Below are 15,523 nucleotides of genomic sequence, written 5' to 3' on the forward strand. Positions count from 1 at the left end.
CGGGCGGGCCGTTCGTCGGCCGCGGATCCGTCATGCCTGCTCGTGCCCGCGCGGCGAGCCGCACACCGGCACGGGCCGCCGGACCCGCTGCCCCGGCGACGGGCGTGCCGTGCCCCCGTGCCCTACAGTCCCAGGAGCCACCTGCCCCCGCCCAGCACCGCGCAGAGCGACACCGCGTGGAACAGGAACAGCCACAGGCCCGCCGGCACGTGGGTCAGGCGCGAGAGCTGGTCCGCGTCCGAGTCGCCCGCGCCGCCGCGTGACCGCTTGGCCTGGAGCTCGAAGGGCGGGCGCACTCCGCCCAGGAGCAGGAACCAGACCACGGCGTACGCGAACGCCGCCTGCACCTGGGGCCCGGTCAGCCAGGACACCAGGACGAACGTGCCGCCCGTGACGAGCACCGACACCGCCCCGTACGCGTTGCGGATCATCACCAGCATCGCCACCAGCAGCGCCGTGGCCAGCCACAGCAGCAGCGTGATGCGGCCGGTGCCGAGCAGCGCGGCACCGCCCAGCCCCAGCAGCGGGGGAGCGGTGTAGCCGGCGGCGGCCGTCAGGATCATGCCGATGCCGTGCGGTTTCCCGCGGCTGACGGTCAGGCCGCTGGTGTCCGAGTGCAGGCGTATCCCCGTCAGCGTGCGGCCGGTGAGCAGTGCCACCAGACCGTGCCCGCCCTCGTGGGCGATCGTGACGGCGTTCCGGGACAGCCGCCACAGTCCCTGCGGCACGACGACGGCGGCCGCGGCGACCAGGGTGGCGACGACCACCCACACATCCGGGTCGGGCTGGGTGCCGGAGACCTCGTCCCAGAGGGAGGCGAACGAGGCGGACGCGGTGCTGACCATGCTTTCCATGCGTTTCGAATCGCTCCCTCTGGGCGTACGGGGTCCAGCAGTGTTGCACGAATGTGTGGACGGTAGGGGGGACGCCGACGGAGCGGCGATCGTTCCTGACAGCGAACAGGCAGGTCAGGGGCGGTGCCTCCGGCGCCCCCGGGAGGGGGCCCGGGCGGCCGCTGGTACTCGGGGACCGCTTGCTCGTGATGCCCGTGGTGCGGGAACGGCGGCGGTCGGCGCCGGAAGGAGGACAGAGGCTGGTGACGCACCCGATGACGTACGACCCCGTGGTGGACGGTCGGCCGCTGCCGCGGTTTCCCCCCGCCGAGTCCCTTGCGGACGCCACGGGGGAGGGCGCTGGTTCCGGTACCGGACGCCGGACCGATGCTGACGGTCCGCTCGGGAGAGCAAGTGCGCGGCACCCGGTGCACGGTGACACCTGTACGGCCTTCGTCGAGCACCGGCGAGCGGGACCGGCTCGGTGCTGAGGCGCAGCGTCCGGCCCCGGGGCAGTCGGACGAGCTGCTGCCCGGTGTTGCGCAGCCACCACATCCCCGCTGGTACGTCAGCTCGCCGTGCCGCCGGCTCACCCGCAGATCGTCCACGCCGATCCCCAGGTCCACGTCGGGTTCCTCGCCGTGCCCGAAGCGGACCGTGAGCCCCTGCCGGGGCGGAGCGCTGAGCTCATCGGTGAGCGTACGGGCGTGCAGGGTCCCCGGCACCGTGGGCGCGACACCGCGCGCGAGACCGGCGGAGAGGGGCATCGCCGCTCTCCTCGGTTCCTGGGCCCGGCCGCGACGGCGTCCGGGGCCGAGAGTTTCTCGCCGGGCGTACGGCGCACCGGCCAGTGTCCGCGCCCGTCGCGGGACCCCTCCCGCGCCCGGCCCCCGTCCGGACGGTCACCGGGTTCCGGGACACCCGCTCGGAACGCCCGGATCCCTTCCGTAGGGTGGTGACACATTGTCCTGACAGGCGCGGACGGGGTTTGACGTGTGCGGACGGTATGCAGCGAGTCGCAGGCCCGAGGATCTCGCGGGAATCTTCGGGATCGAGAAGTGGGAGCCGGAGGAGGCCCTGGAACCCGACTACAACGTGGCGCCGACCAAGGAGGTCTACGCCGTTCTCGACCGTGCCCTCAAGGACGCGGAGGACCCGCGCCCGGTGCGGCAGCTGCGGAAGCTGAAATGGGGCCTGGTGCCCTCCTGGTCCAAGACGCCCGAGGGCGGGGCCCGGATGATCAACGCCCGCGCGGAGACCGTCCACGAGAAGCCCTCCTACCGCCGCGCCTTCTCCTCCCGGCGCTGCATCCTGCCCGCCGACGGCTACTACGAGTGGGTCACCGGCAAGCAGGAGCGGGACCTGGAGGTCGAGGGGAGGAAGAAGCGGCCCCGCAAGCAGCCCTACTTCGTGACGCCGGCCGACGGCTCGGTGTTCGCCATGGCCGGGCTGTACGAGTTCTGGCGGGACAAGACGCTGCCGGACGACCATCCCCAGGCCTGGTGGGTGACGTGCTCCGTCATCACCACCGAGGCGGAGACGGGCCCGCTCGCCGTGTCCCCGGCGGACGGCCCGCACACCCTCGCCGAGATCCACCCGCGGATGCCGCTGATGCTCACCCCGGACCGCTGGGACGCCTGGCTGGACCCCGCCCGCACGGACGCCGGCGAACTGCTCGCCCCGCCGCCCCCCGGCCTGATGCGCGCCTACCCGGTCGCCACGGCGGTCAGCAACGTCCGCAACAACGGACCGGAGCTGCTGACCGAGCTGGCCGCACCGGAGGAGGGCACACTCTTCTGACGTGACTTCCGACACGACAGACACGACAGACACGACGGACACGACGGAGACAACGGACACGACGGACGCGACAGGCACGACGGACGCGACCGAGACCGTCGAGACCGACGCCGGCACCGCACGCGTCACCTGGCACCACGCTCATGACCGCGCCCGCCTCGTCCTCGCGGTGGGGCACGGCGCCGGCGGCGGCGTCGAGGCCCGGGACCTGAAGGCGCTCGCCGCCGGACTGCCCGCACACGGCGTGACCGTCGCCCTGGTCGAACAGCCCTGGCGGGTGGCCGGCAAGAAGGTGGCCCCCGCGCCGAAGACCCTCGACACCGGCTGGCGCGGCGTCTGGCCCGCGCTGGCGAAGCCGGGCCTGCCGGTGGTCTCGGGCGGGCGCAGCGCAGGCGCCCGCGTCGCCTGCCGCACCGCCACGGAACTCGGCGCGTACGCCGTGCTCGCCCTGAGCTTCCCCCTGCATCCGCCGGGCAGGCCCGAGAGGTCCCGCGCCGACGAGTTGCTGGGCACCGGCGTGCCCACGCTCGTGGTCCAGGGCGGCAACGACCCCTTCGGCAGGCCCGAGGAGTTCCCCGTGGGGGGTTTCGAACTGGTCGAGGTCCCCCACGGCGACCACGGCTTCGCCGTGCCCAAGCGGGCGGACATCACTCAGGACGGGGCCGTGGCGGTCGTCACCGACGCCGTCGTGCGGTGGACCGGCACGCTCGGCTGACTCCGGGAATGCCCGGGCGGCTCCCGCTGTTGGGACGGTCGTACGTGCCGGCCGCCGGCACCACCGTCGTAGGAGAGGAAGTCCGCCGCATGGGTTCGACAACCTGCCCGGCCCGCAGCAGCCGCGCCGATCTGGACTGGACGGTGCTGCACGCGGCCAGGACCGCCCCCATTCGGGCGGCGGGCGGACCGGATCGTCGTCTATCCTCCGATTCGGGTGGGGCCGCCTTCGGTCCCGCGACAACTCTGGAGGAGGTGGGTCCGGTTCCCGGTACCGACGCAGGGACCGAACACGGCCAGGCGGAGCAGCCCGAGGGCCAGGGCGGTACGGGCGGGGAGTCGACCGCGGAGCGCAGCGCGCGCTTCGAACGGGACGCGCTCGAGTTCCTCGACCAGATGTACTCGGCCGCCCTGCGCATGACGCGCAACCCGGCCGACGCGGAGGACCTGGTGCAGGAGACGTACGCCAAGGCGTACGCGTCATTCCACCAGTTCCGCGAGGGCACCAACCTCAAGGCGTGGCTGTACCGGATCCTCACCAACACCTTCATCAACTCGTACCGCAAGAAGCAGCGCGAACCCCAGCGCAGCGCGGCCGAGGAGATCGAGGACTGGCAGCTCGCGCGCGCCGAGTCGCACATGTCCACCGGTCTGCGCTCCGCGGAGTCGCAGGCGTTGGACCACCTGCCCGACTCGGACGTCAAGCAAGCGCTCCAGGCGATCCCCGAGGAGTTCCGCATCGCGGTATACCTCGCCGATGTGGAGGGCTTTGCCTACAAGGAGATCGCGGACATCATGGGGACACCCATCGGTACGGTGATGTCCCGGCTGCACCGTGGCCGCCGTCAGCTGCGCGGCATGCTGGAGGACTACGCGCGCGAGCGCGGACTGGTCCCGGCCGGCGCCGGGGAGTCGAACGAAGCGAAAGGCTCGGGGTCATGAGCTGCGGAGAGCCGCACGAGACGGATTGCAGCGAGATCCTCGATCATCTCTACGAGTTCCTCGACCGTGAGATGCCGGATTCCGACTGCGTGAAGTTCGAGCACCACTTCGAGGAGTGCTCGCCGTGCCTGGAGAAGTACGGGCTCGAGCAGGCGGTGAAGAAGCTGGTCAAGCGCTGTTGCGGACAGGACGACGTGCCGGGCGACCTGCGTTCCAAGGTCATGGGCCGGCTCGACCTGATCCGCTCCGGCCAGGCCGTTCCCGACCAGGACGTCACGGCCGCGTCGGCCACCCCGCAGGAGTCCTGACACCCCGCGGTTCCCCGGCCCCTGTGTCACTCGAACGTGCTAATCCGCCGGTTATCGGCCCGTGGAGGCACGCTCCGTCGCCCTAGGCTCCAGAACCTGGCAGGCGACAGGCCGAGTGCCGGCGGGCACGGTCGGGGAGGGGTTCATGGAGGCGTTACCGGCGCGGGCCCGCGCATATGCCGCCTGTGTCGCCGCGCCCGCCTTGCTCTGTCTGCTGCCGCTGGTCCCCGGGAGCCCGGTGTCACCGCCGGGCGGTGTCCGCTTCTCCTGGTGGGCGGTGGTCCTGCTCGCCGCGCTGTACGCGGGCTGCGAGCACCTCGCCCGGCCGCGTCCGGCCGCGGCTTCGCATCCGGGCGGAACCTTTCACCCCGTCCTGCTCGCCGGGGCCTTCCTGCTGCCACCGTCCGCCGCGGCGCTGGTCGCGCTCCCCGGGGCGCTGCTGCTCCCCGTGGGACAGCGCACGTGCCCGGCACGCAGGCTCTGGCGGGCCGGCCGGCTGGTGCTCGCCGTATGGGCGGCGGGCCGGGTCCACCTGGCGGTCGGCGGCCGGGACGCGGTGGCGGACTGCGACGTCCCGGGCGCGCTCGGCACGGCCGGGGCCGCGGTGCTGGTGTTCTGTCTGGTGCTCACCCTGCTGGACGGCGGCGTTCCGGCGCCCGGCGCGCTCCCGCGCGGGAAGCGGATCTCGGCGCCGGCCGCCTGGTGGCGGCTGTTCCTCAGGTCGCTGGCACCGATCACCGTGCACGGCCTGGCCGGACTCATGATGGCGTTGCTGTGGCGCAGCCCCTACGGTCCCGTGGCCGCGCTGCTCGTGCTGCCGCCGATGGGCGTCTCCTGGTGGGCGTTCGCCCAGTACCACCGGGAGCGGGCCGCCCACCAGGCGACGATCCGCGCGCTCGTCCAGGCCGTCGACATCAAGGACGGCTACACGCGCGGGCACAGCGAACGCGTCGGACGGGCGTCCATGATGATCGCGCGGGAACTCGGCATGGACGACGAACGCGTCGAGGTGCTCCGCTTCGCGGGCATCCTGCACGACGTCGGCAAGCTCGGCGTGCCCACCCGGCTGCTCACCAAGGACGGTCCGCTGACCCCCGAGGAGCGCCGGGTGATCGAACTGCACCCCGAGTACGGGCACGAGATGGTGCGGGGGATCTCCTTCCTCGGCGAGGCCCGCGCGGCGGTCCTGCACCACCACGAACGGCTGGACGGCACCGGCTACCCCTACGGGCTGTCGGGCGGTCAGATCCCGGAGTCCGCGCGGGTGGTCGCCGTCGCCGACGCCTTCGACGCGATGACCTCCAACCGCTCCTACAGCAGGGCGCGGCCCGTCCCCGTGGCACTGGAGGAGCTCCGGCGGTGCGCGGGCGCCCACTTCGACCCGCGGATGGTGGCCGCGCTGACCCGGGCGATCGGCCGGGGTGGCTGGCATCCGGCGGTGACCGCCGACGACCCCCGGCCGGCCGGCGGCATACGGCCCGGCGCCGTGTCCGGGCCCGCCGAACCGGTCGCCGGCCGGCCCGGGGCGCGCCGATGAGACCCCGGCTCCACACCGTCCTGCACCTGTGTGCCGCCGGCCTCGCCGCGGGCTCCCTCGGCGCCACCCTCTACGACGGCGTCGAGGAGCGCGGTACCGCCCTGGCCTTCGGGGTGCTCATCGCCGTCGGTGAGCTCACCCGGCGCAACGGGACACGGATCAGGGAGGCCGCGCCGCTCGCCGCCGCGGGTTCGCTGTCGTACGCGCTGCTCGGCGAGACCGCGGGGCGGCCCACCCAGCACGGCGCCGCCCAGGTCGTCACCGTGGTGCTCGCCGCGTTCCTGCTCGGCAGCGTGCCGCACGTCGGGCGTGGCGGGGGCCCGGCCCTCGACCTGTCGGCCCGCAGGGTGCTGACCGTCGGGTTCGCCGCCGTGTGCTTCCAGCCGCTGTACAACCGGGGCGCCTTCGACGGCTGGGGAGGCCCCGCCCACGCGCTGTTGCTGCTCGCCCTGCTGTCCCTCACCGCGCTGTGCGACGCCGTGCTCGCCGCCGCGCTGGCCCACTCCCGCGCCGGATGGCCCTTCCTGCCGACGCTGCGCGGTGAACTGCGGGCCGTGCCCGGCATCGGGGCCGCCGTCATCGCCACGGGCGCGGTGATGGCGCTCGGGGTCGCGGTCGTGGGGCTGTGGGCGCTGCCCGTCTTCTCCGTACCCCTGCTGCTCGCACAACTGTCCTACCGGAGGTACGCCGCCGTGCGCGCCACCTACCGGCAGGCCATCGCCTCCCTCGCACGGGCCACCGAGATCGCCGGGTACACCCCGGCCGGACACGCCCGCCGGGTCGCCGGGCTCAGCCGGGCGGTGGGCAGGGACCTCGGGTTGACCGAACCCGAACTGACCGTGCTGGAGTACGCCGCCCTGATGCACGACATCGGCCAGCTCAGCCTCGTCGACCCGGTCCCCGGCGGCGCCACCGCCGTCCTTCCGGTCGCCGAACAGCGGCGGATCGCGCTGCTCGGCGGCGCCGTGGTGCGCCAGACCGGGGTGGACCCGCGCGTGGCCGCGATCGTCGAACGCCAGGCCGACCCGCACCGGGAGCAGCCGCTCGCCGCGCGTATCGTCCGGGTGGTCAACGCGTACGAGGAGACGTCCAGGGAAGGAGGGCCGGGCGGGCCGCTGACCGCGCTGGAGGAACTGCGCCTGGGCGCCGCCGGCGAGTACGCGCCGGAGGTGGTCGAAGCACTGGCCCGGGTGCTGTCACGGAACACGGAGGGTACGCGTGAACACGGAGGCCGATCGTGGCGGGGACCACGGACGGGACTGTCTGACCCCGGCCGAGGCTGGGTAACCCATGGGTAATGAGCGCCCTCGCGGCCGTACGTGGTTGGATGCGAAGGAGAGGGTGTCCGGGGGCGCGGACAGGCACAGCCAGCCCACCGACGGAACTGGCAGGCGGGAATCGTGAGGATCTTCGGCAAGGGACGGAACCGGCCCTCCGCCTCCTGGCGGCAGGCCACGGACCGTGCGTTCACGCTCATCGGCGACGGCCGGTACGAGGACGCGGGTGCGTTGCTGACCCGTGCCGCCGATCTGGAGCCCTGGTTGTCGGAGTCCTGGTTCAACCTCGCGCTGCTGCACAAGTTCCGGCACGACTGGGAGCAGGCGCGGGCCGCCGGACTGCGGGCCGTGGCGCTGCTCGACCGTGACACCGGGGCCCCCGACTGGTGGAACGTCGGCATCGCCGCCACCGCCCTGCAGGACTGGCCGTTGGCCCGGCGGGCCTGGCAGGCCTACGGACTCAAGGTCCCCGGCCCGGCCACCGACTCCGGCGAGCCCCTCGGCATGGACCTGGGCAGCGCGGCCGTACGGCTGTCCCCGGAGGGGGAGGCGGAGGTGGTGTGGGGGCGACGCCTCGACCCCGCCCGGATCGAGGTGCTCTCCATTCCGCTGCCGTCCTCGGGGCGCCGCTGGGGCGAGGTCGTCCTGCACGACGGCGTACCGCACGGGGAGCGGAGCACCGCCGCGGGGCACACCTACCCGGTGTTCGACGAGATCGAGTTGTGGGCGCCCTCACCGGTACCGACCTGGGTGGTGCTGCTGGAGGCCGCGACCGAGGACGACCGGGACGCGCTGGAGCAGCTCGCCTCCGACGCCGGGTTCGCGGCCGAGGACTGGTCGTCCTCCGTGCGGCTGCTGTGCCGGATGTGCTCGGAGTCCCGGATGCCGTCCGACGAGGGGGAGGGCGAGCACCTGGATCCGCACGACCACAGTGAGCCGGGGCACCCCGGGCCGCTGGGGCACCGTACGGACGGGCAGTTGTGGGTGCCGGAGCGGGAGTGCGGGGTGGCGGCCCCCGCCTCTCTCGTTCGGGGGCTGCTGGACGGGTGGGTTGCGGACAGCCCGGACTCGCGGGACTGGCGGGATCTCGAAGAGGTGTGCTGAGACCGTTCGCCGGCCGTGGGTTCACGGGGTGATCGCGCCCGTGCGGCGGAGCCGCCCGTCGACGCGGTCCCGCGCCCTTTCGGGACGCGTTCCCCGTACCCTGTATCGAGCATCAACCTGGGTTTCACTGAGGAAGGCGTACGTCGGTCATGGCTCAGCAGGACACCGATCAGCAGAACGCGGGCGTGCTCCCCGTCGACGACGAGGGATATGTCATCGATACGGAGGACTGCGAGGAGCGCGAGACGGCGTGGCGGGAGCGCGGCACCTCGCGCCCGATCACCGTGGTCGGCAACCCGGTACTGCACCAGGAGTGCGAGGACGTCACGGACTTCGGCGACGAGCTCCAGCAACTGGTCGCCGACATGTTCGCCAGTCAGCGCACCGCCGAGGGTGTGGGCCTGGCCGCCAACCAGATCGGCGTGGACAAGAAGGTCTTCGTCTACGACTGCCCGGACGACGAGGGCGTGCGGCACGTCGGCGTGCTCTGCAACCCCAAGCTGGTCGAACTGCCCGCCGAGAGGCGTCGGCTGGACGACAGCAACGAGGGCTGCCTGTCGGTGCCCACGGCGTACATGCCGCTGGCCCGTCCCGACTACGCCGAAGTGACCGGCCAGGACGAGAAGGGCAACCCCGTCCGGGTGCGCGGTACCGGCTACTTCGCACGGTGTCTGCAGCACGAGACCGACCACCTCTACGGCTACCTCTACATCGACCGGCTGTCCAAGCGCGAACGCAAGGACGCGCTGCGGCAGATGGCCGAGAACGAGCCGCGTTACCCCGTGGTGGCCAACGACTGACCGGCCTCCGGAGCCCCTCCGCCTCCTCACCGACGGCGTCCGATCGAGCACTTCCTCGATCGGGCGCCGTTCGCCTGTGCGGCCCCTTGTGGGAGCGAAAGAAGCAAATCCGTCCCCAGAACGGTCACTCGTGGTGCTGAATGGGTGTGCGGGGATACGCACGGCGTGCGCCCGGCTCGGGGGCGGGCGCACGCCGACTGGCGGCAGAGAGGGGATTGTTCGTGCATGCGTTGTCACACGGCACCACATCGACACCGACCATCATCGCAGTTCCACCGGCGCTGTCCCTCCCGGTGATCGAGACGGCTTTTCCCCGGAAATTCCACCCGTACTGGCCGCGGCTTCGGGAGGAGACCCGGGCATGGCTGCTCGGAAAGCGGCTCATGCCGGCGGACAAGGTGGAGGAACATGCCGATGGCCTGTGCTACACCGACCTCATGGCGGGCTACTACATCGGCGCCCCCGACGACGTCCTGCAGGCGATAGCGGACTACAGCGCGTGGTTCTTCGTCTGGGACGACCGGCACGACCGTGACATCGTCCACGGCCGCGCCGCCGCCTGGCTGCGGCTGAAGGACCGGCTGCACAGGGCCCTCGACAGCCCCGGCGACCACCTGGATCACGGGGACCCGGTGGTGGCGGGGCTCGCGGACAGCGTGGAGCGGCTGTACGCGTTCCTGCCGGGCGGCTGGAACGACCGGTTCGCCCGGCACTTCCACGAGGTGATCGAGGCGTACGACCGGGAGTTCCGCAACCGCACGGAGGGGATCGTCCCCACCGTCGAGGAATACCTGGAACTGCGCCGGCTCACCTTCGCGCACTGGATATGGACCGATCTCCTGGAGCCGAGCGCGGGAAGGGAACTGCCGGACGAGGTACGACAGAACCCCGCCTACCGGAAAGCGGCACTGCTCAGTCAGGAATTCGCCGCCTGGTACAACGACCTGTGTTCGCTGCCGAAGGAGATGGCGGGCAGTGAGGTGCACAACCTCGGTATCAGTCTCGTCATCCACGAGGAACTCGCACTCGAAGAGGCGATCACGGAAGTGAGGCGGCGCGTCGAGGAATGCATCAGCGAATTCCAGGACGCCGAGAGGGACGCCTTGCGTTTCGCGGACACCCTCGACGACGGCACGGTGGGAGGAAAGGAAACGAGTGCCGCCGTACGCGCCTGCGTCGGCAACATGCGGAACTGGTTCAGCTCCGTCTACTGGTTCCACCACGAGTCCGGCCGGTACCGGGTCGACAGCTGGGACGACCGGTCCACACCCCCGTACGTCGACAACGAAGCGGCAGGTGAGTCATGAGCGTCGGGTCGGCGAACCCCGGGGCGGCCGAGGTGCCCCCGCTGCGCGAACCCCCCGTGGCCGGCGGAGGAGTGCCCGTCCTCGGCCACGGCTGGAGGCTGGCGCGCGATCCGTTGTCCTTCATGTCCCGGCTGCGCGACCACGGCGACGTGGTGCGCCTCAAGCTCGGCCCGAAGACGGTGTACGCCGTCACCACCCCCGCCCTCACCGGGGCGGTGGCGCTGAGCCCCGACTACATCATCGCCGGACCACTGTGGGAGTCCCTGGAGGACCTGCTCGGCAAGGAGGGCGTCGCCACCGCCAACGGCCCGCTGCACCGGCGCCAGCGCCGCACCATCCAGCCCGCGTTCAAGCTCGACGCCATTCCCGCGTACGGGCCGATCATGGCGGAGGAGGCGTACGCGCTCGTGGAGCGCTGGCGTTCCAAGGAGGTGCTGGACGTCACGGCGGAGTCCTTCCGGATGGCCGTCCGGGTCACCGCCCGCTGCCTGATGCGCGGCAGTTCCATGGACGCCCGGGCGGAGCGCGTCTGCGCCGACCTCGCCACGCTGTTCAGCGGCATGTACCGGCGCATGGTGGTACCGCTCGGACCGCTTTACAGGGTTCCGCTCCCGGCCAACCGGGAATTCAACCGCGCGCTGGCCGATCTGCATGTCCTGGTCGACGAGATCGTCGCCGACCGGCGGGCGAGCGGTCGAAAGCCGAACGATTTGCTGACGGCTTTGCTGGAGGCGCGGGACGAGAACGGCGAGCCCATAGGGGAACAGGAGATCCACGACCAGGTCGTCGCCATCCTCACCCCCGGCAGTGAAACCGTCGGAGCCACGATCATGTCGCTCCTCCTGGTTCTCACCGAGCACCTGGAAGTCGGTGACAGGATCCGCGAAGAGGTGAGAACCGTCGTGGGCGACCGACCGGTCGCATTCGAGGACGTCCGGAAGCTGGAGTACACCGCGAATGTCGTCGTCGAGACCCTGCGGCTGTATCCGGCCGTGTGGATATTGACCCGCCGCGCGGTGACCGACACGGAACTCGGCGGATACCGCATTCCCGAGGGAGCGGACCTCATCTACAGCCCGTACGCGGTCCAGCGCGACCGGCGCTCGTACGAGCGGCACGAGGAGTTCGACCCCGACCGCTGGCTCCCCGAGCGGGCGGGGAACGTGCCCAGGTACGCGATGAGCCCGTTCGGCGTGGGCAACCGCAAGTGCCCCAGCGACCACTTCTCGATGGCCGAACTCACGCTCGTCACCGCGGTGGTCGCCTCCGCCTACCGCTTCGCCCACGTGCCCGGCTCCGACCTCCGGCCCCGGATCGGCATCACGCTGCGGCCGCGCGGCCTGCTGCTGCGGGCGGTGCCCCGCTGACCGGCCGCCCGGCGCGCGGCGCCGCACCGCACCGCAGGGGCGGCGTGGGGCGGCACCGGGGCGCACGGCGTCCTAGAAGTCCTCGTCCAGGTCGACCGTGCCCTCCACGGCGACCTGGTACGCGGACGGACGCCGCTCGAAGAAGTTCGTCAGCTCCTGGACGCCCTGGAGCTCCATGAAGGAGAACGGGTTCTCCGAGCCGTACACCGGCGCGAAGCCCAGCCGCACCAGCCGCTGGTCCGCGACGCACTCCAGGTACTGGCGCATCGACTCGGTGTTCATGCCCGGCAGCCCGTCCCCGCACAGGTCACGCGCGAACTGCAGCTCCGCCTCGACCGCCTCGCGCAGCATGTCGGTGACCTGCTGCCCGAGCTGCTCGTCGAACAGCTCCGGCTCCTCCTTGCGCACGGTGTCGACCACGTCGAAGGCGAAGGACATGTGCATCGTCTCGTCGCGGAACACCCAGTTGGTGCCGGTCGCCAGACCGTGCAGCAGGCCCCGGCCGCGGAACCAGTAGACGTAGGCGAACGCCCCGTAGAAGAAGAGGCCCTCGATGCACGCGGCGAAGCAGATCAGGTTCAGCAGGAAGCGCCGGCGGTCCGACCGGGTCTCCAGCCGGTCGATCTCCTCCACCGAGTCCATCCACCGGAAGCAGAACTCGGCCTTCTCCCGGATGGACGGGATGTTCTCCACGGCCGCGAAGGCCGCCGCCCGGTCGTCCGGGTCGGGCAGGTACGTGTCCAGCAGGGTCAGGTAGAACTGGACGTGCACCGCCTCCTCGAACAACTGCCGCGACAGGTACAGCCGCGCCTCCGGGGAGTTGATGTGCTTGTACAGGGTCAGCACCAGGTTGTTCGCCACGATCGAGTCGCCGGTCGCGAAGAACGCGACCAGCCGGCCGATCAGGTGCTGCTCCTCGGGGCTGAGCCTCGCCAGGTCGGCCACGTCCGAGTGGAGGTCCACCTCCTCGACGTGCCAGGTGTTCTTGATGGCGTCCCGGTAGCGCTCGTAGAAGTCGGGGTAGCGCATGGGGCGCAGAGTCAGCTCGAAGCCCGGGTCGAGCAGGTTCTTGGTTCCGCTGGTCATCACTGGCAGGCCTCACAGGACTCGGGGTTTTCCAGGGAGCAGGCGACGGCCTCGGGGTCGGCCGCCTGCTGGACGGGGACGGTGGTCCGGGCCGCCGCGCGGGCGATCCGGGTCGCCGGGCGGGAGCGCAGGTAGTACGTGGTCTTCAGGCCCTGCTTCCAGGCGTACGCGTACATCGAGGAGAGCTTGCCGATGGTCGGCGTCTCCAGGAACAGGTTCAGCGACTGGGCCTGGTCGAGGTACGGGGTGCGGGCGACGGCCGTGTCGATCAGAGCGCGCTGCGGGATCTCCCAGGCGGTGCGGTACAGCCGCCGCACGTCCTCGGGGATCCAGGCGAAGCCCTGCACCGAGCCGCCCGCCTCGCGCAGCGCCTCACGGGTGCGCGCGTCCCACACGCCGAGCCGCTTCAGGTCGTCCACCAGGTACGAGTTGACCTGGAGGAACTCACCGGACAGCGTCTCGCGCTTGAACAGGTTGGACACCTGCGGCTCGATGCACTCGTACACGCCCGCGATCGACGCGATGGTGGCGGTGGGCGCGATCGCGAGGAGCAGCGAGTTGCGCATCCCGACGGAGGTGATCCGCGTCCGCAGCGCCGCCCAGCGCTCCGGCCAGGTGGGCTCGACGCCGTAGTGGTCGGGGTGCAGCACGCCCCGGGCGGCACGGGTCTTCTCCCAGGCCGGGAAGGGGCCGCAGCGCTCGGCGAGGTCGGCGGAGGTCTCGTACGCGGCGAGCATGATCCGCTCGGCGATCCTCGTGGACAGGGCCTTCGCCTCCGGGGAGTCGAAGGGCAGCCGCAGCTTGAAGAGGACGTCCTGCAGGCCCATGGCGCCGAGACCGACGGGGCGCCACTGGGCGTTGGAGCGGCCCGCCTGCTCGGTCGGGTAGAAGTTGATGTCGACGACCCGGTCGAGGAACGTCACGGCCGTGCGCACGGTCGCGTCCAGGCGCTCCCAGTCGATGTCCCCGTCCGCCACGAAGGCGCCGAGGTTGACCGACCCCAGGTTGCAGACCGCGGTCTCCCCGTCGTCGGTGACCTCCAGGATCTCCGTGCACAGGTTCGAGGAGTGGATGACGTGGCCCGGCTCGGCGGTCTGGTTCGCCGTGCGGTTGGCGGTGTCCTTGAAGGTCATCCAGCCGTTGCCGGTCTGTGCGAGGGTGCGCATCATGCGGCCGTACAGCTCGCGGGCCGGGAGGGTCTTCCGCGCCAGGCCCTCCGCCTCGGCGGCCCGGTACGCCGCGTCGAACTCCTCGCCCCACAGGTCGACCAGTCCGGGCACGTCCGCCGGGGAGAACAGCGACCACTGCCCGTCGGTGTCCACCCGGCGCATGAACTCGTCCGGCACCCAGTGCGCGAGGTTCAGGTTGTGCGTGCGGCGGGCGTCCTCACCGGTGTTGTCGCGCAGCTCCAGGAACTCCTCGATGTCGGAGTGCCAGGTCTCCAGGTAGACCGCCGCCGCTCCCTTGCGCCGCCCGCCCTGGTTCACGGCGGCGACCGAGGCGTCGAGCGTCTTCAGGAACGGGACGATGCCGTTGGAGTGCCCGTTGGTGCCGCGGATCAGCGAACCCCGGGCGCGGATGCGGGAGTAGGACAGGCCGATGCCGCCGGCGTGCTTGGAGAGGCGGGCGACCTGGTGGTAGCGGTCGTAGATCGAGTCCAGCTCGTCCCTGGGGGAGTCGAGGAGGTAGCAGGACGACATCTGCGGGTGGCGCGTGCCGGAGTTGAACAGCGTGGGGGAGGAGGGCAGGTAGTCCAGGCGGCTCATCAGCCCGTACAGCGCGGCGACCTCGTCCACGGAGCGCGCGCTGTCGTCCTCGGCGAGTCCGGCGGCGACCCGCAGCAGGAAGTGCTGGGGCGTCTCGACAACCTTGCGGGTGACCGGGTGCCGCAGCAGGTAGCGGCTGTACAGGGTGCGCAGGCCGAAGTAGCCGAAGCGGTCGTCGGCCCGGGGGGCGATCAGCGCGTCCAGGCGGGCGGCGTGCGACCGGACGAACCCGGCGGTCCGGTCGGCGATCAGGCCCTCGCGGTGCCCGGTCGCGACGGACCCGGTGAACGAGGTGACGCCCTGCGAGGCGGCCTCGGCGCGGATGCCGATGGTCAGCAGCCGGGCGGCGAGCCGGGAGTAGGCCGGGTCCTCGGAGATGAGCCCGGCCGCCGCCTCGGTGGCCAGCTCCCGCAGCTCCGCCGCGTCGGCGGAAGCGGACCGGCCGCGCAGCGCGGCGGCGGCGACCCGGCCGGGGTCGGCGTCCGGCAGGTCGGCGGTCAGCTCGGTCAGGGTCCGCAGCAGCGCGGCACCGGGACCGCCGCTCTCCTCGGTCACGTCGATCGCTGAGGCCGGATCGGCTGGCGCGATGGTCACGTGGGGGCTCTCCCTCGCTCGGCACGGGGCCTCGAAGAGGGCAGGAGGGCAGCACACGAGCGCACGCGGCGCCGCGTCCACCGGCCCA

At 71.9% G+C, this 15,523-nt stretch carries 13 protein-coding genes; 10 read left to right on the forward strand and 3 right to left on the reverse strand.

All coding sequences use genetic code 11. The features are described 5' to 3' along the window. Positions 1–122 precede the first annotated feature (122 nt). Positions 123–845, reverse strand: coding sequence for a M50 family metallopeptidase (locus KYY02_RS03200; protein ID WP_371236011.1), 723 nt, complete (start codon positions 843–845; stop codon positions 123–125). A gap of 981 nt (positions 846–1,826) precedes the next feature. Here KYY02_RS03200 and KYY02_RS03205 point away from each other — a divergent pair. The 10 genes from KYY02_RS03205 to KYY02_RS03250 all read left to right on the forward strand — a co-directional run bounded on the left by KYY02_RS03205 (position 1,827) and on the right by KYY02_RS03250 (position 11,989). Further along, a complete protein-coding gene (locus KYY02_RS03205) occupies positions 1,827–2,633 on the forward strand; it encodes an SOS response-associated peptidase (protein ID WP_371235841.1) in 807 nt (268 codons plus the stop codon). Between the two features lies 1 nt (position 2,634). Continuing rightward, positions 2,635–3,348: an alpha/beta hydrolase family protein gene (locus tag KYY02_RS03210; RefSeq protein ID WP_371235842.1), complete on the forward strand. Its 714-nt coding sequence runs from the start codon at positions 2,635–2,637 to the stop codon at positions 3,346–3,348. A gap of 254 nt (positions 3,349–3,602) precedes the next feature. Beyond that, the gene (sigR, locus tag KYY02_RS03215) at positions 3,603–4,289 is read left to right on the forward strand and encodes an RNA polymerase sigma factor SigR (RefSeq protein ID WP_371235843.1); all 687 of its coding nucleotides are present in this window, start codon (positions 3,603–3,605) and stop codon (positions 4,287–4,289) included. After that, positions 4,286–4,597: a mycothiol system anti-sigma-R factor gene (rsrA, locus tag KYY02_RS03220; RefSeq protein ID WP_371235844.1), complete on the forward strand. Its 312-nt coding sequence runs from the start codon at positions 4,286–4,288 to the stop codon at positions 4,595–4,597. The genes sigR and rsrA overlap by 4 nt, the downstream gene beginning before the upstream one ends. Positions 4,598–4,742: 145 nt before the next feature. Then, a complete protein-coding gene (locus KYY02_RS03225; RefSeq protein ID WP_371235845.1) occupies positions 4,743–6,134 on the forward strand; it encodes an HD-GYP domain-containing protein in 1,392 nt (463 codons plus the stop codon). After that, positions 6,131–7,432: an HD-GYP domain-containing protein gene (locus KYY02_RS03230; protein ID WP_371235846.1), complete on the forward strand. Its 1,302-nt coding sequence runs from the start codon at positions 6,131–6,133 to the stop codon at positions 7,430–7,432. The genes KYY02_RS03225 and KYY02_RS03230 overlap by 4 nt, the downstream gene beginning before the upstream one ends. 102 nt (positions 7,433–7,534) lie before the next feature. Continuing rightward, the gene (locus KYY02_RS03235; protein WP_371235847.1) at positions 7,535–8,515 is read left to right on the forward strand and encodes a tetratricopeptide repeat protein; all 981 of its coding nucleotides are present in this window, start codon (positions 7,535–7,537) and stop codon (positions 8,513–8,515) included. Between the two features lie 149 nt (positions 8,516–8,664). Beyond that, positions 8,665–9,315 carry a peptide deformylase gene (gene def, locus KYY02_RS03240; RefSeq protein ID WP_371235848.1) on the forward strand — a complete coding sequence of 217 codons (651 nt, stop codon included), beginning with the start codon at positions 8,665–8,667 and terminating at the stop codon, positions 9,313–9,315. Between the two features lie 221 nt (positions 9,316–9,536). Next, positions 9,537–10,622 (forward strand): epi-isozizaene synthase, encoded by a 1,086-nt coding sequence (cyc1, locus tag KYY02_RS03245; RefSeq protein WP_371235849.1) that lies wholly within the window; start codon positions 9,537–9,539, stop codon positions 10,620–10,622. After that, a complete protein-coding gene (locus KYY02_RS03250; RefSeq protein ID WP_371235850.1) occupies positions 10,619–11,989 on the forward strand; it encodes a bifunctional albaflavenone monooxygenase/terpene synthase in 1,371 nt (456 codons plus the stop codon). The genes cyc1 and KYY02_RS03250 overlap by 4 nt, the downstream gene beginning before the upstream one ends. A 72-nt stretch (positions 11,990–12,061) precedes the next feature. Here KYY02_RS03250 and KYY02_RS03255 read toward each other — a convergent pair whose 3' ends face one another. Beyond that, complete coding sequence (locus tag KYY02_RS03255; RefSeq protein ID WP_371235851.1) at positions 12,062–13,075, reverse strand: ribonucleotide-diphosphate reductase subunit beta; 1,014 nt, start codon at positions 13,073–13,075, stop codon at positions 12,062–12,064. Continuing rightward, positions 13,075–15,435, reverse strand: coding sequence for a ribonucleoside-diphosphate reductase subunit alpha (locus KYY02_RS03260; protein ID WP_371235852.1), 2,361 nt, complete (start codon positions 15,433–15,435; stop codon positions 13,075–13,077). The genes KYY02_RS03255 and KYY02_RS03260 overlap by 1 nt, the downstream gene beginning before the upstream one ends. Between the last annotated feature and the right edge of the window lie 88 nt (positions 15,436–15,523).

Source organism: Streptomyces pimonensis (assembly GCF_041380215.1).
GTDB lineage: Bacteria > Actinomycetota > Actinomycetes > Streptomycetales > Streptomycetaceae > Streptomyces > Streptomyces pimonensis.